At 47.6% G+C, this 24,744-nt stretch carries 27 protein-coding genes and 1 riboswitch; of the genes, 23 read left to right on the top strand and 4 right to left on the bottom strand.

Annotation, left to right across the window (positions count from 1 at the left end; genetic code table 11):
• Positions 1–3 precede the first annotated feature (3 nt).
• The 16 genes from AC2204_RS02520 to AC2204_RS02445 all read left to right on the top strand — a co-directional run bounded on the left by AC2204_RS02520 (position 4) and on the right by AC2204_RS02445 (position 15,687).
• A complete protein-coding gene (locus AC2204_RS02520; protein WP_318923862.1) occupies positions 4–432 on the top strand; it encodes a gp436 family protein in 429 nt (142 codons plus the stop codon).
• The gene (locus AC2204_RS02515) at positions 432–875 is read left to right on the top strand and encodes a phage tail terminator protein (RefSeq protein ID WP_318923860.1); all 444 of its coding nucleotides are present in this window, start codon (positions 432–434) and stop codon (positions 873–875) included. Before AC2204_RS02520 ends, AC2204_RS02515 begins: the two co-directional genes overlap by 1 nt.
• Positions 865–1,797, top strand: coding sequence for a phage tail tube protein (locus tag AC2204_RS02510; protein WP_318923859.1), 933 nt, complete (start codon positions 865–867; stop codon positions 1,795–1,797). Before AC2204_RS02515 ends, AC2204_RS02510 begins: the two co-directional genes overlap by 11 nt.
• Before the next feature lie 79 nt (positions 1,798–1,876).
• Positions 1,877–2,209 carry a hypothetical protein gene (locus tag AC2204_RS02505; RefSeq protein WP_318923857.1) on the top strand — a complete coding sequence of 111 codons (333 nt, stop codon included), beginning with the start codon at positions 1,877–1,879 and terminating at the stop codon, positions 2,207–2,209.
• Positions 2,125–2,541: a hypothetical protein gene (locus AC2204_RS02500; protein ID WP_318923855.1), complete on the top strand. Its 417-nt coding sequence runs from the start codon at positions 2,125–2,127 to the stop codon at positions 2,539–2,541. The genes AC2204_RS02505 and AC2204_RS02500 overlap by 85 nt, the downstream gene beginning before the upstream one ends.
• Positions 2,534–3,754, top strand: coding sequence for a hypothetical protein (locus tag AC2204_RS02495; protein WP_318923854.1), 1,221 nt, complete (start codon positions 2,534–2,536; stop codon positions 3,752–3,754). The genes AC2204_RS02500 and AC2204_RS02495 overlap by 8 nt, the downstream gene beginning before the upstream one ends.
• A 16-nt stretch (positions 3,755–3,770) precedes the next feature.
• A complete protein-coding gene (locus tag AC2204_RS02490) occupies positions 3,771–4,628 on the top strand; it encodes a hypothetical protein (protein WP_318923852.1) in 858 nt (285 codons plus the stop codon).
• Positions 4,628–5,602 carry a hypothetical protein gene (locus AC2204_RS02485; RefSeq protein ID WP_318923851.1) on the top strand — a complete coding sequence of 325 codons (975 nt, stop codon included), beginning with the start codon at positions 4,628–4,630 and terminating at the stop codon, positions 5,600–5,602. Before AC2204_RS02490 ends, AC2204_RS02485 begins: the two co-directional genes overlap by 1 nt.
• Entirely contained in the window at positions 5,599–7,245 is a 1,647-nt protein-coding gene (locus AC2204_RS02480; protein WP_318923849.1) for a hypothetical protein, read from the top strand. Before AC2204_RS02485 ends, AC2204_RS02480 begins: the two co-directional genes overlap by 4 nt.
• A complete protein-coding gene (locus AC2204_RS02475; RefSeq protein ID WP_318923847.1) occupies positions 7,232–7,981 on the top strand; it encodes a phage BR0599 family protein in 750 nt (249 codons plus the stop codon). Before AC2204_RS02480 ends, AC2204_RS02475 begins: the two co-directional genes overlap by 14 nt.
• Before the next feature lie 26 nt (positions 7,982–8,007).
• Positions 8,008–8,220: a hypothetical protein gene (locus tag AC2204_RS02470; RefSeq protein ID WP_318923846.1), complete on the top strand. Its 213-nt coding sequence runs from the start codon at positions 8,008–8,010 to the stop codon at positions 8,218–8,220.
• Entirely contained in the window at positions 8,201–8,407 is a 207-nt protein-coding gene (locus AC2204_RS02465; RefSeq protein ID WP_318923844.1) for a hypothetical protein, read from the top strand. The genes AC2204_RS02470 and AC2204_RS02465 overlap by 20 nt, the downstream gene beginning before the upstream one ends.
• 3 nt (positions 8,408–8,410) lie before the next feature.
• Positions 8,411–10,582 carry a phage tail protein gene (locus tag AC2204_RS02460; protein ID WP_318923843.1) on the top strand — a complete coding sequence of 724 codons (2,172 nt, stop codon included), beginning with the start codon at positions 8,411–8,413 and terminating at the stop codon, positions 10,580–10,582.
• 914 nt (positions 10,583–11,496) lie between these two features.
• On the top strand, positions 11,497–13,521 hold the full coding sequence (uvrB, locus tag AC2204_RS02455) for an excinuclease ABC subunit UvrB (RefSeq protein WP_318923841.1): 2,025 nt from the start codon (positions 11,497–11,499) through the stop codon (positions 13,519–13,521).
• 354 nt (positions 13,522–13,875) lie between these two features.
• On the top strand, positions 13,876–15,327 hold the full coding sequence (luxO, locus tag AC2204_RS02450; RefSeq protein ID WP_413466656.1) for a quorum-sensing sigma-54 dependent transcriptional regulator LuxO: 1,452 nt from the start codon (positions 13,876–13,878) through the stop codon (positions 15,325–15,327).
• Complete coding sequence (locus tag AC2204_RS02445) at positions 15,328–15,687, top strand: Hpt domain-containing protein (RefSeq protein ID WP_318923840.1); 360 nt, start codon at positions 15,328–15,330, stop codon at positions 15,685–15,687.
• Here AC2204_RS02445 and yvcK read toward each other — a convergent pair.
• The 3 genes from yvcK to AC2204_RS02430 form a co-directional block, all read right to left on the bottom strand.
• Positions 15,649–16,548, bottom strand: coding sequence for a uridine diphosphate-N-acetylglucosamine-binding protein YvcK (gene yvcK / locus AC2204_RS02440; protein ID WP_318923838.1), 900 nt, complete (start codon positions 16,546–16,548; stop codon positions 15,649–15,651). The genes AC2204_RS02445 and yvcK overlap by 39 nt on opposite strands.
• A gap of 204 nt (positions 16,549–16,752) precedes the next feature.
• The gene (locus tag AC2204_RS02435; RefSeq protein ID WP_318923837.1) at positions 16,753–17,328 is read right to left on the bottom strand and encodes an LON peptidase substrate-binding domain-containing protein; all 576 of its coding nucleotides are present in this window, start codon (positions 17,326–17,328) and stop codon (positions 16,753–16,755) included.
• 185 nt (positions 17,329–17,513) lie between these two features.
• Positions 17,514–17,741: a hypothetical protein gene (locus AC2204_RS02430; protein WP_318923836.1), complete on the bottom strand. Its 228-nt coding sequence runs from the start codon at positions 17,739–17,741 to the stop codon at positions 17,514–17,516.
• Between the two features lie 180 nt (positions 17,742–17,921).
• Positions 17,922–18,090: riboswitch (molybdenum cofactor riboswitch) on the top strand.
• Here AC2204_RS02430 and moaA point away from each other — a divergent pair.
• The 5 genes from moaA (at position 18,064) to AC2204_RS02405 (ending at position 21,315) form a co-directional block, all read left to right on the top strand.
• On the top strand, positions 18,064–19,086 hold the full coding sequence (gene moaA, locus AC2204_RS02425; RefSeq protein ID WP_318923834.1) for a GTP 3',8-cyclase MoaA: 1,023 nt from the start codon (positions 18,064–18,066) through the stop codon (positions 19,084–19,086). It overlaps the preceding riboswitch by 27 nt.
• 58 nt (positions 19,087–19,144) lie before the next feature.
• Positions 19,145–19,624, top strand: a complete 480-nt coding sequence (gene moaC, locus AC2204_RS02420; RefSeq protein WP_318923833.1) for a cyclic pyranopterin monophosphate synthase MoaC — start codon at positions 19,145–19,147, stop codon at positions 19,622–19,624.
• Positions 19,621–19,866 (top strand): molybdopterin synthase sulfur carrier subunit, encoded by a 246-nt coding sequence (moaD, locus tag AC2204_RS02415; RefSeq protein ID WP_318923831.1) that lies wholly within the window; start codon positions 19,621–19,623, stop codon positions 19,864–19,866. The genes moaC and moaD overlap by 4 nt, the downstream gene beginning before the upstream one ends.
• A gap of 1 nt (position 19,867) precedes the next feature.
• Entirely contained in the window at positions 19,868–20,317 is a 450-nt protein-coding gene (gene moaE, locus AC2204_RS02410; protein ID WP_318923829.1) for a molybdopterin synthase catalytic subunit MoaE, read from the top strand.
• A gap of 461 nt (positions 20,318–20,778) precedes the next feature.
• Positions 20,779–21,315: a hypothetical protein gene (locus tag AC2204_RS02405; protein ID WP_318923828.1), complete on the top strand. Its 537-nt coding sequence runs from the start codon at positions 20,779–20,781 to the stop codon at positions 21,313–21,315.
• A gap of 73 nt (positions 21,316–21,388) precedes the next feature.
• Here the strand turns inward: AC2204_RS02405 and AC2204_RS02400 are convergent, their stop codons facing one another.
• Positions 21,389–21,805 (bottom strand): MerR family transcriptional regulator, encoded by a 417-nt coding sequence (locus AC2204_RS02400; RefSeq protein ID WP_318923827.1) that lies wholly within the window; start codon positions 21,803–21,805, stop codon positions 21,389–21,391.
• A 636-nt stretch (positions 21,806–22,441) separates the two neighbouring features.
• Between AC2204_RS02400 and AC2204_RS02395 the strand changes: the two genes are divergently transcribed.
• Both AC2204_RS02395 and AC2204_RS02390 read left to right on the top strand, forming a co-directional pair.
• Positions 22,442–22,609: a hypothetical protein gene (locus AC2204_RS02395; protein WP_318923826.1), complete on the top strand. Its 168-nt coding sequence runs from the start codon at positions 22,442–22,444 to the stop codon at positions 22,607–22,609.
• Positions 22,610–23,058: 449 nt separating this feature from the next.
• Positions 23,059–24,690: an ABC transporter substrate-binding protein gene (locus AC2204_RS02390; protein ID WP_318923825.1), complete on the top strand. Its 1,632-nt coding sequence runs from the start codon at positions 23,059–23,061 to the stop codon at positions 24,688–24,690.
• The last annotated feature ends 54 nt before the right edge of the window (positions 24,691–24,744 follow it).

Here is a 24,744-nt window from a genome sequence, read left to right as displayed (position 1 = left end):
CCTATGTATTGCACCCGAGACGATATGAAGGGCCGCTTTGGTGAGCAAGAGCTGATTGCGCTGACCGATCGCGATGGCAGTGCCGGTGCCGTTGTAGATTCAGTGCTGAACCAGGCAATCGATGATGCCTGCGCCACCATCGATGGCTATCTGGGGGGCAGATACAGTCTGCCGCTCCACATTGTTCCTCGGGTGCTGGCGCGTACGGCGTGTGATTTGGCGCGTTACTACCTCAATGATGATGTTCTGGGTGATGAGCACCAGGTCGCCAAACGCTATAAAGACGCCATCAGCTATCTGGAAAAAGTGGGGCGCGGCGTATTGCAGCTCGGTGTGGACAGTAACAATGCCAGGCCCGAGAGCAACAACACCGCCACCATCACCAGTGCGGGCAGTGTCTTTGGTCGCGACCGTGCGAAGGGGTTCATCTGATGGCCGATTTGATCAAGCTAACGGTCGAGAGGTTGAAATTAACCGTTGACGCCAAGCCGCCCTGGATTGACGTCCATGAACTTGATTCGTTGACGCAGCTGGACTTGAAACGCAGCAAAACCGTCAGAACCCCGTCGCTGTATGTGTTTCAGGTCGGTGATGCTCCGCAGCCCGATGTGCGTGGCAGCGGAGCCTACCTGCAAACCGTTACGGTGACCGTGGGTGTGGTGATTGTTGATGCCAGCAGTAACAGTAAGCCGCTCAACTGGAAGCCGTTGCGCGATGAGCTGAAAAAACGGCTGTTTGGCTGGTCGGGAGATGATGAGTTTGAGCCGTACTGGCTGGGTAGTGGCCGGTTGCTGGCGGTAGAGAGCGGACGGGCGACATGGCTCGATCAATTTGTAACGGAATATACCGAGGATCAAAACGCGTATGGCTCGTAAAGAACGGAAAAAAATTATCGGCTTTGCCCCCGAAACAACCTATGGCGTCGATGCGCTGTCGGCAGAAAACATCGCCAATGGTGCGGTGATGAAGCATGTGCTGGGGCGTGAGTTTTCTATTACGCCGCTCGCCGGTGAATCTCAGGCACTGGAATACGATGACGGTGCTTTGGGCCAGTCAGCAGAGATCATGACCGAGGTGTATGTCTCGGTTGAATTCACGGTGGATTTGGCGGCATCGAACGATCCGGCCAAGGCTGCGCCGTGGGGCGATCTGATGGCGGCCTGTTTGCGTCGGGTGACCGAAGATGCAGTGAACAGCCAGACTGTTTACAGCATCGATGATGATGCCACCGGCAGCCTGACGCTCTATTACTACCAGTCCGGCACCTTGCACAAAGTCGTCGGCACGCGGGGCAGCCTGTCGTTTAACGCGGCGGCCAAAGCTTTCGGCGGGATCAAGTTTGTGTTCACCGGCCTGCATGTACCGGCAGAGGCGCAGGTCCATCCCGCGCCCGATTTTTCAACCTGGCTGACACCGCTGAAGATCGGGGTGCAGCATTCCAGCTTCACCATTGATGGCACAGCGGCCAAGCTCATTTCCCTTGAATATGATCAGGCCAACCAGGTGCCGTATCAGGAATATGTCGGCCATGAAGAGGTGATGATCACCGACTACCAGCCGACCGCCACCATGGTGATTGAAGCGCCGCAACTGGCAGAGCTGGATGTGTTTGCCCTGGCGCAGGCCGGTGATGAGCACGAGCTGGTATTCACCAATGGCGCAATCGGTAATCAGGTGGTCTGGCAAAGCCCTCGGGTACAACTTGGCCGCCCGACCTATGGCGAGCAGGAAGGCACCCAGACCTACAGCATCCCGCTGCGCATTATCGCTAATGCCGATCAGTTTATTACCCGATAGACAGTCAGCGAGGATCTAGTTTCTAGCTTCTCGTTACTCGACTCTCGCCCCTTAAAACTCGACTCTAAGGACTATTTCCATGTTCAAGCTCGTAGCAGACCGAAAAGTAAAAGCCTGGCCCGTCAGTATCAGTGTGCCGGTTGATGGCGGCAAGGTGGAAACCTTTGACATGACCATCGATTTTAAGCTGGTCGATAGCAAGACATTTAATGAGCTGAGCCGTAAAGGCGATGCACAAATGTTTGCCGAGGTGATCACCGGCTGGTCGGGTATCGCCGATGAAAGCGGTGAATCATTGGCATTTACCCCTGAAAACCTCAACGCGGCGTGTCTGAACCCGCACTTTACCGCCGGAGCCTTGTCGGCCTACCTGAAAGCGATGAGCGGGCAGGCCAGCACAAAAAACTCTTAGACGCAGTTCGGGCGGCCATTAAGCGCCAGCCCGCGACTGCGAAAGATGAGCAGGACTGGCAGCAGGAACTCGCCAGTTGGGGGGTAAGTCAAAACCCCGAACCCAAAGTAAATGATGATATTGAGGTGTGGCAGGAGCATGCCGAGGTACTCGAATGGTGGCTCACTATTCCCGCCTTTCTGCGCTGGAATGGCTTCTGTTGCTTGGGGATGGATGTCTGCCAGGTCAAAGCCGATGCCGACCTGTCTGGCCGAACCATCAACCCCGATGATTATCAAAAACTCAAATCAATCGCCAGCGTCATGGCCGAGGAACTGAACCTGCGTGAGTAAAGATCTGAAATTTACCCTGCGCTTTGACGCAGAAAACAAACAGTTTATCGGTCAGGTTCGCGGCGCTGACAATGCGGTTGCCTCCCTTGGCAACCAGTCGGCCACCACGGGCCGTCAGATGCGCACCATGAACCATCAGTCTGATGCGCTGGAAGGGCAGATGTTCTCGCTGCGCAATCAGCTGCTGGGTGTCGCCGCCGGGTTTTCAGCGGTCGCCGCCGCCCAGAAGGCCACCGATAGGCCGGGAGCCTTGCTCAATGAGGCCGGGCAAGACCGTCTAGTGCAAATGCAGCAGCAAGTGCCTCAAAACAAACGCGATATCGAGGCGTTCTACGCCGAATCAGACGAAATCAACGGCGCATGGCTGATGCGGCTGGCGATGCAGGCCGACATGGAAAATCAGGCCAAGATCCGTGAAGAGTATGCTTTTGATGATCGCCTGGCGCGGCTCTCCCAGTCATTTCAATCTGCCTATGCGCAAGCCCAAGAGAACCAGCAGCTACAAGATGAGCTGGAACGGGAGTATTTCGCCAATCGGGAAATACTGCGGGCTGACCATGAAGCCAACTTAACCGATATTGATAAGCAGGCCACCGACGAGCGGGCGGCGTATCAGGCGCAGGTTGCCGAATCGACCCTGACGTTTACCCAGCAGCAGCTCAGCATAACCACCAACTTTTTAAAGCAAGCCGGTGAAGAGCAGGGCGGTTTCTATCGGGTGCTGTTTGCGGCCCAGAAACTGGCGGCCATTCCGTCGATGATCATGGCTACCGAAGAGGCGGCCACCAAGGCGTTAAGCTTCGGGCCGCCGCCGGTTGGGATGGCGCTGTCAACGGCGGTGCGCACCATGGGTTATGCCTCGGTGGGGATTGTTGCCGGGCAGGCGCTGGCAGGTCAGGCCCACGACGGGATCAACCGCGTACCGGCGCAGAACGAAGGCACCTGGATGCTGCGCAAAGACGAAATGGTCTTAAACCCGGCCCAGGCCGACAACTTCCGCTGGATGGTCACAGCCATGCAGCAGATGAAAACCATGCAGAGCCAGCAACAACAGGCAATGCAGTACGGTGGAAGCCCGAATGTCAATGTCGCCGCCCCGCCGGTGCATGTGGCGTTCCTCGATAACCAGCAGCAGCTGAAAGCGTATCTGCGCAGCGACTCCGGCGAGCAGGCGGTGGTGAAAATCGTACAGCGAAATAAGGCGAGTTTTTAAATATTAAGGATTGGGTATGGCGTGGGAAACAGGGACGGCGAATGGCTATCGGGATTTGTTGGCAAAGCTTAAGGTGTTTGCTCAGCAGAATGGCTGGACGGTAAAGCGTTGGCAGCCAAGAACCGTTGATACGGCATTTGATGAGTTGATTCTTGAATCGGTTGATGCGGTATCAAAAGAACGGTTCATTGCCGCATTTAAAACCGATGAAGAACCGACCGATGCACGCTTTAACTGGAAGCTCTATTGCGCGCCTGCGTATTTTGAGGCGTTAACGTTTGAGCAGATGCCGGATAAAAACCCGTATCACTATATGTATTTATGGGATCAGCCTCTAACGTATTACTTTATTACAGATGCCGACCATCGGCATTTAAAAGTTGTCGCTCAAATATCGACCACAACCCATGTGATTTATATGGGACGGGTCAATATGTTTGCATCCATAGCGCATTGGCCGGATCAGTATGGATGCTTTGGTGAAGGAACGGCCTCCAGCTTTAAATGGAATACGCAAAGTGATGGCGTATCCACGTTTCAATTTGCAAGGAATGACGCCCGCCATATTCATTGGCTGGACAAGTCATGGCTCAGTGTGGAATACACTTGGCCTTATCAGCCCAATTATTATTACGGCCTGTCATTGAATCTACAAACCAACTATTTAAATGATGATCATTGGATGATGCCCATCTATCCCTGCTCAAAAATACATCGGTGCCTTGGGGCGTTTATCGGGGCTTATCAGATGAGCGGGCCAAATACATCGACAGGACAAGTGATAAACACGACGGACAATTTACGATCATATTTGGTAGTACAGAACATTTACCGAACGGGTGATTCAGACTTTATGTGCTTGGAGTTAGATTGATGGCTTATTACACCACCGTGATGGCAAATCGAGAGGAACTTGTCGGGAATATCAAACAGTTTTTCTCTAAGCACCCATCATCCCATTGGGCGTTGAAATATGATAATGGTACCACCCAGTTTGTGGTCGCCCACAAGAGCAAGCCTGTTGCGATTGCAATTGAAGCGTTTCATCACTCGCAAACTGGCCACAATATGAATATCAATGGTGGGACAGCATGGCGCAGTGGCTTTCCCGGCTTAGAAAATAGGAGGGGGCTGGAAACAACACACCACTCACGAAACAGCACCGGCTCTGCGTTACATTTCCCCGTATATATCCATATTTTCAGTAATGAAGAACTGTTTGGTATTTGTTTAGTCAACTTATCGAATCATGAGCCATTTTATTCGATCGGCTCTGTTGCTACGGGGATAGGTAGTATTACTGCGGGTGATGAAGCCTATTTCATTGGCGGAGATGGGGTATCAAGTGCGACCTATAGAAATAAATGGCGGTTCTGTACACAATCTTACCTTGATAAAAGCAGCATTGTTTATTCAGCGGCAAACAATAAAACATATGAAATGCGTTTAGCCAGCGAAGGCAATTCATCGTCCAGAACGATCCTGAAATGTATTTATGATGCCAGAAATATGAACGACACTATTTATGGTTATCATCAAAATAACTCGGAATCCATGTCCGCTTATATGCGATTTAAGCCGAGTAATACCCGATTGTTTATGCCTTGGCTGCTATGCGCGAAACAGTCAAATGGGCGGTTTGCCCCTGAATACTCGCTGAATACATTGAGGATCACAACGATTGAGGACTGGGTGCTTGCCGATATGCCCAAGGTCATTGAATATCGCTCCAGGCCGTGGATTGTCTTTCAGTTGACGCAATTTCAACGGTTGAAATACGGCGTGGCGATTCAGCTTGAATCGGGTGATTTGCCTGCATCATCGGTGATAAAGGGTATCGCGGTATGAATACCGCGTATCCCGTTTTATCGTATTTTTGGTATAACGATCCGCCGCCCATTATTCCTCCTGATATACCGGCGGTAGATTGCGGGACGATTCTTTTTGGTACAGTCTCAACATCCAGTTCACTGCCAATGAAGCCCATGGTTGACGGCACAGGGTTTGTTGTTGATGGATTCTGGGATTCGCTGTTTAAAAATAATCTTTTCCTTTCACCTTCAACGATCGAACTGGGTTTCATTCTCAATGCCAGTGAGCATGCCATTGAAATGTGGAGCAGTTACACCAAGCCACTTACGCTCAATGCCTTAGCTAAAAATAACGATACAGGCTTAGCGCTTACAGGTCCCCATCCAGATAAGACGCTTGCATCCTATGGTGGCCATTGGGATTACGAGTTAGCGGTGTCACTCGATGTTGAAATGAATATTGACGCCCAGTACCAGTGGCAATTTAATAACGGTGCCGTTACAACAACGCTGCATGTGTACGGTTCGCGGATCGCTCTCTGGCCGTATCCGCCGATTTATCCGGTCACTGAACAATGGCAGTGGTTTACTGCGGTGCTTGAAACCCGCGCCAGCGAACAGCGTTTGTCGAATGCCGATAAACCGCTTCAGCATATTGAATACCGTTACAACCTGCCGACGTTAGCGGCGGCGGAACAACATGCCCGTTATGAATCGCAGGGTACGAGCATGCATGTCATCCCGATATGGGCGGATGCAACCCCGCCGGTGACGGTAAAGGCTGGTGATGTAGTCATTGATACCGATGTGTCCTCACGCTCGTTTCGTGGTGGTGGCATGGCGGTGCTGTATAAAAATGAACGAGAGTACGAAGTCGCGTTCATCGATAAAGTGAATGTCGATAATCTGTTGCTGAAACGTCCGCTAATGTATAGCCACAAGAACGTGATTGTCTTGCCCGCCATAACAGCCCGAGCCCCTGACGGGGTGAAATCCGTACGCCGAGGCGCAAGAACCGAGCAGCAAATTAGCTGGGTGAATAGCCAGCCGTTATTGATTGAGCCCTTATCGCCTCCCTATAACACTGATTTTGACACTGAATACCTGGGCAAGCCCGTTATTGTTCAGCGCGGTAAATCCGGCGGTGTCAGTGATGATATGGCATTCGCCTGGCGTGAAAAAACCACAGCCAGTGGCCATCACATTATGGATATCGACCGTGATTATGGCCGCCATGCAACCAATGTTGAATTCATTGCCAAAGGGCGACAGCAAGCCTGGCGGTTAAAGCAGTTTATCTATCAGTTTAACGGGCGTTTAAACGCCTGTTGGTGGGTCAGTTATCATCGCGAAATTCGCATCGCGGCACATTGTAACCGACAGCAAATCGTTATTGAGCGGGTGGGCCTGGTCGAGTTCGGCGGCAGGCATCTGTATCTGAACTGGCACGATGGCGTGCAGATGGTGTTGGCACAACCCGTGGGTTACGACAGTAACGGCAATGAAATTATTAAGCTGGGCGGTACAGATCATCGTGCGGTTGAGCCAGCTGATTTAAACGGCGGGCATATTATGCGCCTGATGCGACCGGACGAGGATGATGTCAAATTAGTCACCAATAGTCGTCATTTGTTATCAGCCAATATAAAAATGGTTGAGGTGCCCAGTGGCGACTATTGAATTATATCAAATTGAAATTCAAGCGGATGTCTGGCGGTTTACATCATCTCAATCGGATGTTTTGTATAAGGGATTTAACTGGCAGTCTCACGCTATCGAACGGGGAGCCTCAATCGAACAGTCTGACGATCCGTTGCGTGCCGATACCTCGTTTGAGGTGTCGGCAGGCAGTACCCTGGCCAATATCGCGTTAAATCCGCCGCTTAATGTCGCGCCGAAAATCACCATTCTGCGCTCTGAAGATGGCCTGACGTTTTATACCGTATTCGCGGGGCGATTGATGGCAGGAGTCTGGAATGACGGCTTTGTCAGTGTCGAGCTGGAGGCGGTTCACACTGAACTGCAGATCACCGGCCTGACCGAAACGGTGACCCCGCATTGTCGTTATTCGTTAGGCAGCCGAAAGTGCGGCCATACGGAAAGCCCCCGAACCGTCACCGTGGCGGCGGTTAATGGCAATCTCGTTACCCTCAATGAATCACTGTCGCTGGAATATCATTATGGCCGCCTTAAACAGGGCCATAACCATCACTATATTGATACTCAACCCAGCAGTAAGACACTGCGGCTGCTGCATCCGGCAACGTTCACGCCGGGGGAACAAGTCGAAGTGACCCGAGGTTGCGACCGCACCTTGGCGACGTGTCATTCGCGTTTTAATAACGCCATTAACTTCGGTGGCGCGGTGAATTTGCCCACCAAGAATCCCTATATCGGCGATCCCATCGACCGCTAAACCGTCCGTAAAAAAAGGAGAGTCAAATGTTTTGGGTTCAACTGGTTATTCTCGCGGTATCACTTTTTATGAGTTACCGCGCCATGAATCAAACCCATACCGCGCCGGATGCGCAAGAGCCCAAAGCCCCGGTGATCGAAGAGGGCAAACCGCTTGGGGTGGTATTTGGCCGGGTAAAAATCAGCAGTGGCAACGTTTATTGGTGGGGGGATTTAAGGAATGAAGAAATCAGAAAGTAACCGTATTTTCCCCAAAGATTTGGCCCCGATAGGTTACTGCTGCTCAGGGGCTCGGGGGGTATTTGAAGCTTACGGGTTGAGCTGGGCAGAATTTCTGAAAAACGGGGCCGATTGTGATGCCTTGCTGGCGCTGGATGATCCGGTGGTGACAGCCGTGGTGGTTAAATTTAGACAGGGCAAGGAGTAGTCCATGGGCAGAAAGAAAAAACAGGTTGCTGGGCACCGCTGGTTCTGGGGCCAGCACCTGGTGTTATGCCATGGACCCGTCGATGCCATTAAGCGGATCTGGTTTGGTGAGAAGGTCGGTTGGCAGGCCAAGGTATCGAGCAACACGCGTATTCATGTTGATCAGCCGACATTGTTTGGCGATCGTGACCAGTATGGCGGTATTGTGGGTGATATTGATGTCTGTTTTGGCCGTGCCGGCCAGCGCGTCAATGACTATCTGGCTCACCATTGCGGCCAGGTAGTTAACGGGCAGAAGGTGGTGAGTGCTTTTCGTCACCTCACTGCCCTGGTGTTTCGTCAGCCAGAAATGGGCAATTCCAGCTATCCCGCGCCGGTGGCCGTTGAGGTCGAACGCCTTTCCACCGGTTGGGATGGTCACGCTATCTGGTACAACACGAAGGCAGTCATTGATAATGGCCTCAATGGTGCCCACATTATCCATGAGTTGATCGAGTGCCCGGAGTGGGGCACCGGTAATGCCAATATCGACAATGCGGCATTTCAGGCTTGTGCTGATGTGCTTTATCAAGAAAGGTTTGGCCTTAATGCCCTCTGGGTAAAGCAGCAACCGGTAGAGCAGTTTGTTAAAGATATCTGCCGTTACCTCAATGGCTATGTGTTTACCGACGAGGCCAGCGGCCTGGTCACCATGCGCCTGGCGCGGGATAATTATCAGCCAGAGGCGCTGCCAACCCTGACGGTGAAAGAAATCAAGACCGCGAAGAATGTCCGCCGTCGAAGTCAGGCCGATATTATTAACACCCTGACGCTGACCTATACCGATCCGAAGACGTTTGAAAAAGCCGCCGTCACCGTGATCAACTCGGCCATGGTGCATGCCGTTGGGCGCACCATAGGCGAGAGCGTGGATTTCCCGATGATCCATGATGCCCAGCTGGCCTACCGGGTTGCGATGCGTGAGCTAAAAATGCTGTCGGCCCGCCTGATGACCACCGAACTCTACTGTGATACCACGGCATCCGTTTATCAGCCGGGCGATGTGGTGCGGGTGGTGTATCCGCCCGCCGGGTTAAACCATATTATGCGGGTACAGAAAAAGCGCCGGGGCAGCATGGCGCAGCCGGAAGTAAAACTCGATGTGATGGAAGATATCTTTGCTGCCGCAACCGGCGATTATATTCCGCCACCACCAAGCGGCTGGCAAGACCCTATTAATGAACCTGCGCCGATTGTCATTCAACAGATGGTTGAATCGCCTTACTGGTTGTTGGCCACCACCCTTAATCCGTCAGAGCTGGCAGTACTGAATGAACATAGCTGTTTTGTCGGCTGGATGGCCCGCAAACCAAGCAGTGATACATTAGGCGCGGAACTGTATTACAACCACTTTGGCCGCTGGATTTACAGCCATCGCGCTTCTTTTGCTAACAGCTCTATGCTGGCCGAGGTGATTTCTCCGATGGCAACCCAGCTCAGAATGATAGACAGCAATCTGCTTGCCGCTGATCTGCCTGCAGTGTGCCAGTTGAATGATGAGTTGGTGGTGGTGAAAAGTGTTGTCGATAGGGTGGCAGACGTTGAACGTGGCGTGCTGGATACTATTCCGACCGAACACCCCGCGATGACGGTGATAACAGCACTTGACGGTGACTCGTTAGAGGCAGAGTTCACGACCGGTGAGCAGGTGAGTGTCCGCGGTTTAACCGTGACGGCCCGAGGGGCATTACCCGAGGAAGAGGCGACTATCGTTACAACTGATCTGGTCGGGCGCGCCGCCAAACCGCTCTGCGTGACTAACGTAAAACTGAATGGAGGTTACTGGCCTGAAACCATCACTATGCCGGTTAATGTTACATGGTCACACCGTAACCGCATCAGCCAGGTCGTCGAGCCACAGCACCTGACCAATTGGTACACAGACGGAGCCCCCGAACCCGGCACAACCACACAGATATCGGTAATGGATGCTGATACCAGCGCAGTACTCTATCAAGGCGAGACGACCGAGACTGAATTGCTATTGGATCAAACCCAAATACCGGCAGAAACCCAGCGATTAACCATCACCCTAACCGCCACCCGAGCGGGCAATGAAGCAATGCACCCCTTCACCCACACATTCAATGTAGTGTTTACCCCCGCCACTGAAGTGTTTAAAGGTCCGGATAGTTAAACACTCTAAACAGAGAAACCGCTTAAACTGACAAATACCCAATTGCCAATCTAAGCGGTTCCCTTTGTCACACCGCGCGGCGGGCTACACGTCATTAGGAGACTGCAAAATATTACATCAAAAAACACTTGATTTTTTCGAGGCCAGAAATGGCAAGGGCTTTAGTCGGTTATCCACGGAAACTGTGGATAACTGTGTTGATGAATGTTAGAAAAACGTAATATGGTCTAAAGGATGGCGGATCCGTCTTAACCTGCTCGGTGTGAAATTATAGGCATAAGCATTTGTTATTCAATAGGAAAGAATAAGTGTTAAGAGGATGTTAGAATAAATACTTTAAACTGTTTTTTCTAATATAACAATTGTGAGTTGATTTACATCGGGAGATGAACAAGCTGTGGATAATTCTCATCAAGAGTTATGATGAAAAGGAATTTTATACTGTATTTGCAATACGGATTTCTAATCTTTCTGAGCGTGATTTTCTCCGTGGGCGGTGATAATACGCCTATGTAAAAATTAGATCAATCCCTACTTTTCATTTTGTTATTATTTATTCGTATTTAGAACCAGATGCCTGAGTAAAAAGGGTATAAAAAAGCCCAAACAGGAGTGTCTTGGTGTCTGGGTTGACGATATGCATGTTGTCGGTTGTCGTTAATTTCCAGCTTTGGCAGGTTGGCCAGCCAATATCACACAGGTCTTGCCTTTGCGGTTTTTGTTAGTGAAGGTTGTATTATAGCTGATGGCGTATCAATGGTTTGATAGTGTGAGCTTGAAAGGGATCTTCCTGCGCTGATTTGCCTTGAATTGAACTCGAAGAGCTCACTCTGAATCCTGTATCTTGCAGTTACTTGGGTATAGTAGCAAAATAGCTAACTAAGTAATGTCTTCCCTTGCAACGGAAACTAAGCATGAGCAAAGCGTTCAAACTGTCTTCTCATTTTTCACCATCGGGTGATCAGCCTACTGCGATCAATCAACTGCTTGATGGGTTAGATGCCGGCCTTGCTCATCAAACCCTGTTAGGGGTTACCGGTTCAGGTAAAACTTTTACGGTGGCGAATGTGATTGCGAAAGCCAATCGTCCCACCTTTATAATGGCGCCTAACAAGACGCTGGCAGCACAGCTTTACGGGGAAATGAAAGAATTCTTTCCTGATAATGCCGTGGAATATTTCGTATCCTACTATGACTATTATCAGCCTGAAGCGTATGTGCCGACGACGGATACCTTCATCGAAAAAGATGCGTCGGTAAATGCACATATTGAGCAGATGCGACTGTCAGCAACGAAAGCGCTGATGGAGCGTCGTGATGTGATCATTATTGCTTCAGTTTCGGCGATTTATGGCCTGGGTGATCCAGACTCCTACCTAAAAATGATGTTGCATGTGCGCCGGGGCGATATGCTTGATCAGCGTGATATTCTGCGTCGTTTAGCTGAACTGCAATACAAGCGAAATGATATGGTATTTGAGCGCGGTACTTTCCGCGTTCGGGGGGAAGTGATCGATGTCTTCCCGGCAGAATCGGAACATGATGCCATTCGTATTGAGCTGTTTGATGCTGAAGTTGATTGTATCAGTGTTTTTGACCCGTTGACTGGTGCGATCCAGCAGCGTGATTTGCCACGGTGTACGATTTATCCGAAGACTCACTATGTTACCCCGCGCGAGAAAATACTGGAGGCGATCGATAAGATCAAAGATGAGCTGGTCATACGCCGTAAACAGTTAATCGATAATAACAAGCTGGTCGAAGAGCAGCGTATTGCCCAGCGCACTCAGTTTGATATTGAAATGATGAATGAACTGGGTTTTTGCTCAGGGATCGAAAACTATTCACGTTACCTCAGTGGACGTGCCGAGGGTGAGCCGCCTCCGACGTTATTTGATTATTTGCCTGCTGATGGCTTGCTCATTATCGACGAATCTCATGTCACGGTGTCGCAGATTGGTGCTATGTATCGTGGGGATCGCTCGCGAAAGGAAAACCTTGTCGAGTACGGTTTTCGCCTGCCTTCGGCATTGGATAATCGTCCGATGAAGTTTGAAGAGTTTGAATCATTAGCCCCGCAAACTGTTTATGTGTCTGCGACGCCGGGCAAATATGAAATAGAGCGCTCCGGTGGTGATATCGCAGAGCAGGTAGTACGTCCGACAGGATTACTCGATCCGATCATCGAAGTTCGTCCGGTTGCCACGCAGATTGATGATTTATTATCAGAAATCCGAATCCGTGAAGTAAAAGGAGAACGGGTACTGGTTACAACGCTGACCAAACGGATGGCGGAAGACTTGACGGAATACCTGGCAGAGCATGGTGTTAAGGTGCGCTACCTTCACTCCGATATTGATACGGTTGAGCGGGTTGAGATCATTCGCGATCTGCGTTTGGGTGAATTTGATGTGCTGATCGGGATCAACCTGTTACGAGAAGGTCTGGATATACCGGAAGTGTCGCTGGTGGCGATACTTGACGCTGACAAAGAAGGATTCTTACGTTCTGAACGTTCGTTGATCCAAACCATTGGCCGTGCGGCGCGTAACCTGGAAGGGCGTGCTATTTTATATGGCGATAAAATAACAGGCTCAATGGAGCGAGCTATTAACGAAACCAACCGGCGCCGAGAGAAGCAACATGCCTATAATGAAAAACGTGGCATCGTACCTCAGGCACTGAATAAAAAAGTGGGTGATATCCTGGAGCTGGGTAAGCCAAGTTCGCGCGCCAGGATCAATAAAGCAGCCCAGCTAAACAGGGTTGCAGAAAGTAAGGGAACTTACACCAGCATGTCGCCGCAGCAACTGGAAACGGAAATTCAGAAGCTGGAAACGGAAATGTATGATTTTGCGCAGAACCTAGAGTTCGAAAAAGCCGCCGAAACCCGTGACAAGATCCATACTTTCCGGCAGCAGTTTATTGCAAATAGCTAACCCTACCACTCTGAATTTCAGGTAAAAAAAAACCAACCGATAATTATTTCGGTTGGCCTCATTGTTTTAGTGAAAAAAATCCACAAACAACGTCAGTTGGCTAGGTTGACTCTTAATTAAGAGTCGATTTATATAATGCAGGCATCGTGCCAACTTTTTTATGTTGTTTTTTTGTGCTTTTTACTGATGTTAAAGATATTTTTGTCATATTTATTTGCTAAACTGGGATTATTATTCGCATTTTGCAAACCGTTTTGCGATTCATAGTGAGACGGATAAAAAATAAAAATCGTGGTAACACAACTACTTGTAGTGATTAAAAAGTGATTTATGGGACTCATGTCTGAGGTGGGAATGGAAAGCACGGCAAAACAACGGCAAGTATTGATGGTAGAAGACACCGCTTCTGTCGCGGCGTTGTATAAATCTTATCTCAATCCTCTGGGGCTAAGTGTCAATATTGTCGGCACGGGGAGAGAAGCACTCAGCTTCATTCAAGATATTGTTCCAGATCTGATTTTGCTTGATTTACGCTTGCCCGACATGACTGGTATGGAAGTCCTGGAAGCTGTTCGACGTGATCATGGCAATCTTCCTGTTGTGATCATGACAGCCCATGGGTCGATTGATGTTGCCGTTGAAGCCATGAGATATGGCGCACAGGATTTTTTAATCAAGCCCTGTGAAGCGGATCTGCTGCGTATCACCGTTAACAATGTATTGAGGGATGGCTGTCATACTCAGGATGCTTCTCAATCCAAGTTGGGTGGCGGGCAATATCAAGGCTTCATTGGCAACAGTATCCCGATGCAAGCCGTATATCGTGTTATCGAATCAGCGGCGGCAAGTAAAGCAACGGTATTTATTACAGGTGAAAGCGGCACCGGAAAAGAGGTCTGCGCTGAGGCTGTTCACGCCGCGAGTCCGCGAAATGATAGACCGTTCGTAGCGTTAAATTGTGCCGCCATTCCAAAAGAGTTGATTGAAAGTGAGTTGTTCGGCCATGTAAAAGGGGCATTTACCGGAGCTTCAACTGAGCGACAGGGAGCGGTAGAGCTTGCCCATCAAGGAACATTGTTCCTCGATGAACTTTGCGAAATGGACTTGGATTTACAAAGTAAGTTGCTGCGTTTTATTCAAACCGGCACTTATCAAAAAGTAGGCTCTTCAAAAACCAGCACGGTAGATGTTCGTTTTGTTTGTGCGACTAACCGAAACCCTTGGGTGGAAGTGCAAGAAGGGCGTTTTCGAGAAGACTTGTATTATAGGCTACACGTTATTCCTATTGCACTGCCGCCTTTGCGTGATCGCAATGATGACATGATTGAGATTGCTGATGCTTTGCTGGCCTTGATGTCGGTGGAAGAAGGTAAAAACTTCAGTCGCTTTTCGCCAGATGTCGTTGCATTACTTAAAGCGCACTCCTGGCCGGGCAATGTACGAGAATTACAGAATGTTATCCGGAATATAGTGGTGTTAAATACTGGCGAAGAAGTGACCTTGCAAATGCTGCCACCGCCGATAAACAGTATTGCTGGCGCTGAAATTGCATCTCCTGTAAATAGTTCAACGGATATCCAAAGTCGTCTCATCGAACTTGGTGAAAATTTACATATTGAACAAAGTGAACGGTGGACGGTTGAGCCGCTTTGGATGGTTGAAAAACGTGCAATTCAGGCTGCAATTGATGTCTGTAACGGAAACATTCCGCGTGCTGCAGGTTTACTGGAAGTTAGCCCTTCAACCATATACAGAAAATTACAAACCTGGCAGGAAATAACAGGTGGAAACAGGGAGATCAAATAAATGGTAAAGAGTATTAATGCGGAAACCATCAAACGGCTGGCAGAAGAAGTCGGTGAAGAAACGGTCATACTCTTACTTAATGTATTTAGTGATGAGCTACAGCAGTACTTACGCCAGCTATCTGATCAACCATCGGTCAATCAGGTCGGGGAGATCAGCCATTCGATTAAAAGTAGCGCTGCCAGCTTTGGGGCTGACAGTCTGGCTGAAATGGCTCAAGAGTGTGAATCGCGTGTGAGACAAGGACAGAATGAGTGGATGGTGGATCATCTGCCTGAATTGACACAAATGGTCAAGGGTATGGCACAAGAGTACAAGCAATTAGCCTGTAACGATCAGTTTATCAATCGCTTGTTTTAACTTTATCCGGTCATGGCGCCACTCATGATTGCTGGAAGCTAAATCTTCAATCCGCTGTTCATACCTTGGGGAAAGTTCTGGCCAAGGATGATCGGTGATTATGCTATCAATGTGGCGCCCCTGCATTGCACGTTCACACCAATGCAGCATAGTGCTAAGAGACATTTTTCCTGCCGGTCCCTTCTCTTTATCCAGATTGGTTATAAAGACTATTTTGGCCGGACTTTCTTTTAGCGCTGAACCAATATCTTTGAGTAGTAAAGGCGGCATAATACTGGTTAGAAAGCTGCCAGGCCCTAACAAGATGATATTGGCCTTTTTAATTGCCTTCATTGCTTCCTTGGTGGCAGGTACCGCAGGCTCAATGTAAAGCCGTTGCGGTACTTCTTCCAGTTCATCGACACTGGTTTCACCGCAAATAATCTCGCCCGCCGGCGTCAATGCCGATAAGTCTGCCGGGTGTTCAGACATTGGGATGATATGGGGTTCGACTTTCAGCATATCCCGGATAAGATTGATCGCTTCTAAGGGGCGAATACAGAGGTTATCGAGTGCGGTTAGCATCAAGTTCCCCAGGTTATGCCCATTCAATTCGCCATTACCGCGAAAGCGATATTCAAAAATCATCGAACCGACAGAGGGTTCAGTGATCAATTGATTAATGCAGTTACGGGTATCTCCCCATGCAATTCCGCCCTGACAAGCACGAATACGACCTGTCGATCCGCCATTATCAGTCGTGGTGACAATTCCGGTAACTTGGGGGCCATAATCAGACAGAGAGGAGAGCATACGGCCCAAGCCATGACCACCACCGATAGCAACAATCTTGGTTTTAATTTCAGTCTTTGTGTTTGTCATGATCTTATTTGCAATTTTTTGTGATCTTGATTGATGTGTAGAGTATACAAAGCCGTAAAATGAATACAAGATTTCGCTGGGGATATGCTACTACTGTCACGATTAGGGGAGAACTTTCGCTGTGTGCTGGATGGGTATGCGTTAAGAGTATGATCGGGAGTGAGAAGCGCTGGCTACAGCCTGACGCATCAACACACCCTAAGATTAGTGGGGCTCTTGCATCATATTCATTAAATAATCACAGGTATCGAGACAATTTGGGGTATTAAGTAGTGCTTGTTTTTCACTGGCGGGAACGGGCAGAATCTCTAACCAGCGCTGACATAACCAGCTTAAATTGTTGAACTCTTTGGTTTGATGTAAACGGTCGAGTTCCGGGTATTTCTCAAACATAATTCTCAATTTCACAGCCAGTAGTTGCTGGTTGTTATGGAGCTGGATTTCTGTCCACAGAGGTATTGTCTGGTATTCAGCAGAAAACACGCCATTGCTATCTTGCGTTAATGATTTAATACGGAAATTGTCGTGTCCGTAGACGGTAACGATGAGGGAGCCATCATCTGTTGATCTGTCAAAATCTTCTACAGTGACCCGGGTACCGATATGGAAAAAATGTTGACCTGGATCGCTTTCATCATGCATACAGACACCAAAGCCATCGGTTGACGACAAAGCCACTTTAAAGGCTTCTGTTTGTGACCCGGGCGCGATACGCATAGGCATTCTGCCAGTAGGTAAGACATGGCGTTGTTGAAAAAGTAGCGGTATTGATTGCATCATAAACAGCTCCATTCATCATTATCGTGTCTGGTACCATATGCACTGCAAATGTGATGCCGAAGTGTCATACCGCGAATGAGCTGGAATGAAGTATCTTAATTGATAAGCAATAACCGCATTTGTTTTCATATTGCAAATCCCTGATGCAAATTGCAATGCAGTTTATACCCAAGCCACCTCAACCCTCACTTTTGGTTGGCAATGATTTTAAGCACATTATCGCTGGGTAATAACTCAAGGTGACCTTGCTCGTTGAAGTACCAACCTTTTATGATCCCTTTTGCCATCATGTCATAAAAGCCATCAATAATATGTTGTGCTTCCTGGTGGGCGTTCAGTGCATCAATGCCATCTTCGTACTGGAGATAGCGTGCGATATCATCAACGCTGGCAGATTCGATAATGTTGGACATGGCAGCCTCACTTGACATTAAATTAATCACAAATAGTCCCTTTAGTAGTATTGTCGGGATCTTTCTCGAAAGGTAGAATACAGCACGTTTTTTTTCGGTGAATTGTTTATATTGTCATTTTACTGATATTTTTATGATTAGATTAGCAGCTGTGTGAATGACTCTACATGCGCATCACATAGCAGCCCATAACTCCGAGCTTTGTTCACTAAGTTGCCCGCCTTTTGTGTTCTGTAATATGGACAGGTGCAGGTAATAAGTGACCAACGCCAGTGACAGGCTGTCACCAGGGTCTATTTAGAAATGAATCGGCCTCCCGTATTTGGAAAGGTGTTCCGTGGCAAAACAATTAGAAGATCATCTTCATTTTGAAGATCGCTTTAATCGTAAGTTTTATTACTTGCGATTGTCAGTTACCGACGTGTGTAACTTCAAATGTACCTATTGCCTGCCGGACGGTTATCATCCCCCGGAAAAGAAGGCATCTTCCTTTCTGACGTTAGATGAGATCCAGCGTGTAACAGGGGCCTTCGCCGAGTGTGGTACGACAAAAGTGCGTATTACCGGTGGCGAGCCAAGCTTACGCCGTGATTTTACCGATATTATCCGTACTGTTGCTTCTCAGCCCGGTATAACCAAAGTGGCGACAACCACTAACGGTTACCGTATGGCCAAACATGTCAAAAGCTGGAAAGAGGCTGGTCTGACTCATATTAACGTGAGTGTTGATAGCCTGGACCCGAAAATGTTTTATCAAATCACGGGTGAGAATATGTTTCATCAGGTGATGTCGGGTATTGATGCCGCTTTTGATGCGGGCTTTGAACAAGTCAAAATTAATACGGTACTGCTCAAAGACTTAAATTCACAAGAGTTGCCGAAGTTCCTTGATTGGATCAAAACCAGACCAATTCAACTGCGTTTTATTGAATTAATGCAGACCGGTGAGATGGATGATATGTTTGATAATCATCATCTCTCTGGAGTTAGCATCCGTAACCATCTGATTGCCAATGGTTGGGTTTTACAGATCAAGAGCAATAATGATGGTCCTGCCCAAGTATTTTGTCATCCTGATTATGTCGGTGAAATCGGACTAATCATGCCTTACGAAAAAGATTTCTGCCAAAGTTGTAACCGATTACGCATATCGGCAAAAGGTAAGCTTCATCTGTGCCTGTTTGGTGAGCACGGTGTGGACTTGCGCGACTTGCTTGCCGAAGACGGGCAGCGTGCCGAGCTGATTAAGCGTATTCAAGGTGGCTTACAACAAAAAGCGGTGGGTCATTTTCTTGATGAGGGAAATTCAGGCATGACACCGCACCTTGCCTCTATTGGTGGCTAATACCGGTAAACTAAACAATTGATGACAGCTATCACTGATGTGAACGGAAGTAATAATAATGACACAATTAACGCATATCAATGCTTCGGGTGAAGCGAATATGGTCGATGTTTCAGCCAAGACTGAAACTGTTCGTGAAGCGCGAGCTGAAGCCTTCGTGCATATGGCGCCGGAAACACTCGACCTGATTATTTCGGGTAAGCACCATAAAGGTGATGTCTTTGCAACGGCCCGTATTGCGGGTATTCAGGCGGCGAAAAAAACATGGGATTTGATCCCGCTATGTCACCCCTTGTTGCTGTCTAAAGTTGAAGTGCAGTTAGAAGCAATCGAAGCGGAAAATATGGTACGTATAGAATCGTGCTGTAAGCTGGCGGGTAAGACCGGCGTTGAAATGGAAGCATTAACAGCGGCATCGGTAGCGGCGTTGACCATTTACGATATGTGCAAAGCGGTACAGAAAGATATGGTTATTAGTCAGGTTCGTTTGTTAGAAAAAACGGGCGGTAAATCAGGTCACTTTAAGGTTGAAGCATGATTAATGTACTTTTCTTTGCTCAGGTGAAAGAGCTGGTTGGGGTTGATCGCTTAGAGGTTGACGCTGAATTTACGACGGCAGAAGCATTACGTGTTCATCTGACTGAACGTGGCGATAAATGGCTGCTGGCGCTGGAGTCCGGCAAATTACTGGTTGCCGTTAACCAGACAATTTGCCATTTAGAGTCTGAAATCAAAGACGGTGATGAAGTTGCCTTTTTCCCGCCAGTGACCGGGGGGTAATATGGTTTCGGTTCAGGTTGAAGATTTTTCAGTTGCTGATGAATACGCAAAACTGGCTGAAGGCACTGATGCTGGAGCGGTTGTGACGTTTATCGGTAAAGTGCGTGATTTTAATCAGGGTGATGACGTCACCGGTCTGTCGCTAGAGCATTATCCGGGAATGACCGAGAAGGCCTTAGCTGAAATTATTGAGCAGGCGGGTGAGCGCTGGCCACTCCTGAAAACGAGAGTTATTCACCGGGTGGGTGATTTGGCACTGGGTGATCAGATTGTGTTTGTGGGTGTAACCAGTGCACACCGGGGGGCGGCATTTGAAGCTTGTGAATTTATTATGGACTACCTTAAAACCCGCGCACCATTTTGGAAGAAAGAACAGACAAACAGTGAAAGTCGCTGGGTTGATGCCAGAGATACTGATACTTCTGCGGCAGATCGTTGGCAGTTAACATAACCTAATACTGGATGATTAGGGTGTAAAAAAGGAGCTGATAACCGGCTCCTTTTTTAATGGTTGAAATTTGTCACTGCTGGGTGGTTTGATACCGACTTCGATAAAAAAAGTATCTGTTCAGCCAACCATAATTAATTAGTCAAGATACTCGTTGCCCAGTCTTTGCCACCATATCTCTGCATGAAACAGCACTTCCCGCTAAATAGCCTTGTGGAATACTTCTTCGTTCCTCATCTCTTTTATAACATAAATGCAACCGCCATTAGCGTTGCAAAATAGCCTAACAAAAGGAAGGGTAACCATGCTGTAACAAATGACTGGATAATCTTTCATAAATATTCAGGTGTTGTTTCAAAAAGAGCTGTGCTATGTTTTTGTTATAGGAATAATTAACCATTATTGGTGAATGGTTATAAAGTTCGCAGTTGAGATTTAAGAGCCTGTAGTAATAGGAGGGGATTATGATCAGGAGTGATCGTTTACTCTATGAAATTGCACCCGATGGTTTTGGTAAACGTCAGTGTGAGCCTTGGGATCTCTGGCGTGACAGAGCACATCTGATGTTGCCTCACTTTCCCGACGAAGTGCTTGAGCAATGGGTATATCGCCATTGGAAAGCGGTCCTTTGTAATTGGGGCTGGCTTGATTTTCGTGCGATGTCCTTTACCAAGCAGGTTTGGACGAATGACGAGATCCTTAACAGAATTAAGACTCCTCATAATGATGTGGTCGATAAGTTTTCACGGCGTATGACTAATGAAATCTTTCAGCGCAGTTGGCTAGTGCAGAATATGCAAGGGCGTGGCACCTGGCCTGTGGCTCCTATTATTTTGCACTATGAGCGTGATTTGTACGCGACCAATGGCCGGGTATTAAAAGCGCCGTTTAACTTGCTGGAAGGACATCACCGGTTAGGTTATCTGAAAGGTATGATAGATCACGGAGAATTTACCCAGCAAACACATGAAATATGGGTTGCAAAAATGCCTGTTCATTAAGTGGTAGACGGCGGTTGTTGGGTTTGGGTATACGAAAGAAGTGCAGCCAGATTATTGGCTGCTTTATTCTTTATTATGAGCAGTCTTTTCGCTGCTTCATCTCCAGTTTTGATAATTGCTGGTAACAGTTCTTTTCCGCGGCATTTAATTCCATCATTACAGCTTGAATATCGGCCTGTTGCTGTACCAGTAGTCGTTGTCGATACTTAATCGCCTTGAGCATGTCATGGAGTTGTTTTTTATTGCTCTTCTCTGAATCGTACAGATCAAAAAGCCCTCTAATATCATCAAGGCTGAAACCGAGTCGCTTGCCTCGCAGTGTCAGCTTCAAGCGAGCACGATCTTGCCTCGAATAAATACGGTTTTGACCATTTCTTTGCGGGGTTAATAATCCATGATCTTCATAAAATCGAATACTGCGCAGGGTCACGCCAAACTCTTCCGCGAGTTGAGAGATAGAGAAAGTATCCTTACCTTCTGTCTTTAACATTGTTATTTAACCTAGATCCATTACCTGATGGGGATCATTTCATAACTGAGTGGCCATTGACAAGCACCTTTGCAGACTTGAATCGAGAGAATAAAGGGTCTGACAGGCATAAAGCAGGGAAATATTTCAAGCTAGCGACAAAAAAATAGCCCCTTTGAGAAGAGGCTATTGAAAGATGTGAATGGGTAGTTAATAACTACTTATTTTCACTTTTTGAATCGCCTTTAGCACTATGTGCTGGTGGCACATAACCATGACGGACTCGGGATGGACTTGGACGCGAGAAGCAAGCGGCTGGTCTCATATATTAACTCTCAAGATACAACGGAACGGGAACGGATTATTGAAAGCTCAACCTAATTGATGCGATCAGATTGACTTTTTCAATATAAATAATTCTAACGCGATTAACGTGTTGCAGATACTTGAAAAGTATTAAAAAACAGCCTTGTGAAAAGTTAATCTATCAGTGTTTTTTTTATTCGCTTTTGTTATTAAAAAGAGACGGTGAGGCAGGGTGGGAATTTATGTGCCATATTTATTTGGCACATAAGATTTCTTGCAAGGCGCTTTGGATGATAATTGTGCGTAACAGATTGTTTTATCAAACTTGCTGAATTTGACAGCGGAGGGTTCATGAAACATAGGCGTGTATCGAATAAGAGAATCAAGCAGATGCTTAATGAAATTGGCATTGGGAATGATCACGACAAAGACGATGATCAACAGCTTCTGCTGGAAAAAAGACACCAATCAGTCAGTCCTGACAAACAGGTTTTTGATATCGACAGTGAAAATAAATAATTTCCCCGACCTTTAAAAGCGCTCCTCGTGAGCGTTTTTTTATGCCTGTACATCAACTTATTAATGTTTTGTTATTGACTGCTACGTTTTTTGTTGGCTCTTTGAGTTATTTATGCTGATTACTTGTGTAAGTATGCAGTAATTGGTTTGGGAACTGAATTTTATTAGCTTTTCTGGCGGATATTTCTCTATAACCTAGTTTTTATAATAGAAAGGTCCATATAGTTCTTTTTGGGTGGTGGTTAATGCTGGCTAAGGGGTTTATATTAAGGATAATATCTCTTTTTGTAATGGATTTGTGGCAAATTACTTCAATGCCTGTTAAAGTTGCGAGCTATTCTTCGGTTTGTATTGTGTTATTTCTGGGAAATAATCCAAAAATTGTCGCTGTATGAACAACAACTGAAGAACGTCATGGATGCAATGAAATTATGTATTGGAGTTAATGCATGTATAAAAATAAAATCACTCAGGCGTTATTAATTAGCGCAAGCCTGACAGTCGCTGCCACTTCTTTTTCTGCTCTGGCTGCTGAGGTTCCTGAGGGTGTCAAGCTTGCTGCGAAACAGGAGTTAGTTCGTGGTAATGGAACAGAAGTCGCCTCACTCGATCCCCACAAAACCGAAGGTGTGCCAGAATCTCACGTTATTCGTGATCTTCTTGAAGGTCTGGTAAACCAAGACGCAGACGGTAAGACGGTACCTGGCGTAGCTGAAAGCTGGGAAACAAACGATAACCGCACATTTATTTTCCACCTGCGAAAAGATGCGAAGTGGTCAAATGGTGATCCGGTTACAGCAAGCGACTTTGTTTACAGCTTCAAGCGTGCCGTCGATCCGGCAACGGCATCACCTTATTCATGGTACCTTGAAATGACTACCATGAAGAACGCAGCCCAGATCATTGCAGGTAAAGCCGAGAAAGAAACACTGGGTGTTACTGCGGTAGATGCAAACACGCTAAAAATTGAACTGGAATCAGCCGTACCATATTTTGTCATGATGATGGGCCACACAACAATGAAGCCTGTTAATCAAAAAGTGGTTGAGAAATTCGGCGACGATTGGACGAAGCCAGAAAACTTTGTCGGTAACGGTGCTTACGTTCTTGATAAGTGGGTTGTGAACGAACGTATTGTCCTAAAAAACAACCCTCAGTACTGGGATAACGAAAAGACAGTTATCAAGCAGGTAACCTTCTTACCGATTGAAAACCAAGTTGCTGAAATGAACCGCTTCCTTGCGGGTGAAATTGATATTACCCACGAACTGCCGAATGAACACTTCCGTCGCTTGCAGAAAGAGTATCCAGAAGATGTATCCATTCAGGGTAACCTGTGTTCATACTACTACGGCTTTAACAATGCAAAAGCGCCATTTGATGATGTTCGCGTACGTAAGGCGCTGTCTTACGCAATCGATCGTGACATCATTACTAAAGCGCTGCTTGGTCAAGGTCAGAAGCCGGGTTATTTCCTAACGCCAGAAATTACCGCTAACTTTGACCCAGTAATGCCTGATTACGGTAAGCTCACTCAGAAAGAGCGTAACGCTAAAGCGAAAGAGCTCCTGGCTGAAGCAGGATTTGACAACAGTAATCCACTTGAGTTTACACTGCTTTACAACACATCAGAGAACCACAAGAAGCTAGCAGTTGCTATCGCATCTATGTGGAAGAAAAATCTGGGCGCTAAAGCTAACCTGGAAAACCAAGAGTGGAAAACCTACTTGGATAACCGCCGTCAAGGCAACTTCGATGTTACGCGTGCCGGCTGGTGTGGTGACTACAACGAAGCATCCAGCTTCCTTTCTCTAATGCAGAGCAACAACAGCTCTAACGATCCTAAGTATCATAGCAAAGCATATGACAGCATCATGGAAAAAGCGCTTAACTCAATCTCAGAAACTGAGCGTGAGCAGCTTTACGTTGATGCAGAAAAACAGCTGGCTAAAGATATGCCGATTGCCCCTATCTACCAATATGTGAAAGCACGTCTGGTAAGCCCTAAAGTTGGCGGTTTCCCTGCGAACAACGCAGAAGACAAACTCTTCACCAAAGATATGTACATCATTGCTGACTAATAAACAGCAAGATATATAAAAACACAACGCTACACCCTATGCCTAGGGTGTAGT

This window comes from Photobacterium sp. (assembly GCF_057456235.1).
The sequence above is the reverse complement of the archived record's forward strand: the minus strand, read 5'-3'. Positions and strand labels throughout refer to the sequence as shown.

Bases quoted from the DNA above. Each gene is read 5' to 3' on its own strand.
- AC2204_RS02520 (WP_318923862.1), top strand. From the start codon at position 4: ATGTATTGCACCCGAGACGATATGAAGGGCCGCTTTGGTGAGCAAGAG.
- AC2204_RS02515 (WP_318923860.1), top strand. From the start codon at position 432: ATGGCCGATTTGATCAAGCTAACGGTCGAGAGGTTGAAATTAACCGTT.
- AC2204_RS02510 (WP_318923859.1), top strand. From the start codon at position 865: ATGGCTCGTAAAGAACGGAAAAAAATTATCGGCTTTGCCCCCGAAACA.
- AC2204_RS02505 (WP_318923857.1), top strand. From the start codon at position 1,877: ATGTTCAAGCTCGTAGCAGACCGAAAAGTAAAAGCCTGGCCCGTCAGT.
- AC2204_RS02490 (WP_318923852.1), top strand. From the start codon at position 3,771: ATGGCGTGGGAAACAGGGACGGCGAATGGCTATCGGGATTTGTTGGCA.
- AC2204_RS02485 (WP_318923851.1), top strand. From the start codon at position 4,628: ATGGCTTATTACACCACCGTGATGGCAAATCGAGAGGAACTTGTCGGG.
- AC2204_RS02480 (WP_318923849.1), top strand. From the start codon at position 5,599: ATGAATACCGCGTATCCCGTTTTATCGTATTTTTGGTATAACGATCCG.
- AC2204_RS02470 (WP_318923846.1), top strand. From the start codon at position 8,008: ATGTTTTGGGTTCAACTGGTTATTCTCGCGGTATCACTTTTTATGAGT.
- AC2204_RS02465 (WP_318923844.1), top strand. From the start codon at position 8,201: ATGAAGAAATCAGAAAGTAACCGTATTTTCCCCAAAGATTTGGCCCCG.
- AC2204_RS02460 (WP_318923843.1), top strand. From the start codon at position 8,411: ATGGGCAGAAAGAAAAAACAGGTTGCTGGGCACCGCTGGTTCTGGGGC.
- uvrB (WP_318923841.1), top strand. From the start codon at position 11,497: ATGAGCAAAGCGTTCAAACTGTCTTCTCATTTTTCACCATCGGGTGAT.
- luxO (WP_413466656.1), top strand. From the start codon at position 13,876: ATGGAAAGCACGGCAAAACAACGGCAAGTATTGATGGTAGAAGACACC.
- AC2204_RS02445 (WP_318923840.1), top strand. From the start codon at position 15,328: ATGGTAAAGAGTATTAATGCGGAAACCATCAAACGGCTGGCAGAAGAA.
- yvcK (WP_318923838.1), bottom strand. From the start codon at position 16,548: ATGACAAACACAAAGACTGAAATTAAAACCAAGATTGTTGCTATCGGT.
- AC2204_RS02435 (WP_318923837.1), bottom strand. From the start codon at position 17,328: ATGATGCAATCAATACCGCTACTTTTTCAACAACGCCATGTCTTACCT.
- AC2204_RS02430 (WP_318923836.1), bottom strand. From the start codon at position 17,741: ATGTCCAACATTATCGAATCTGCCAGCGTTGATGATATCGCACGCTAT.
- moaC (WP_318923833.1), top strand. From the start codon at position 19,145: ATGACACAATTAACGCATATCAATGCTTCGGGTGAAGCGAATATGGTC.
- moaD (WP_318923831.1), top strand. From the start codon at position 19,621: ATGATTAATGTACTTTTCTTTGCTCAGGTGAAAGAGCTGGTTGGGGTT.
- moaE (WP_318923829.1), top strand. From the start codon at position 19,868: ATGGTTTCGGTTCAGGTTGAAGATTTTTCAGTTGCTGATGAATACGCA.
- AC2204_RS02405 (WP_318923828.1), top strand. From the start codon at position 20,779: ATGATCAGGAGTGATCGTTTACTCTATGAAATTGCACCCGATGGTTTT.
- AC2204_RS02400 (WP_318923827.1), bottom strand. From the start codon at position 21,805: ATGTTAAAGACAGAAGGTAAGGATACTTTCTCTATCTCTCAACTCGCG.
- AC2204_RS02395 (WP_318923826.1), top strand. From the start codon at position 22,442: ATGAAACATAGGCGTGTATCGAATAAGAGAATCAAGCAGATGCTTAAT.
- AC2204_RS02390 (WP_318923825.1), top strand. From the start codon at position 23,059: ATGTATAAAAATAAAATCACTCAGGCGTTATTAATTAGCGCAAGCCTG.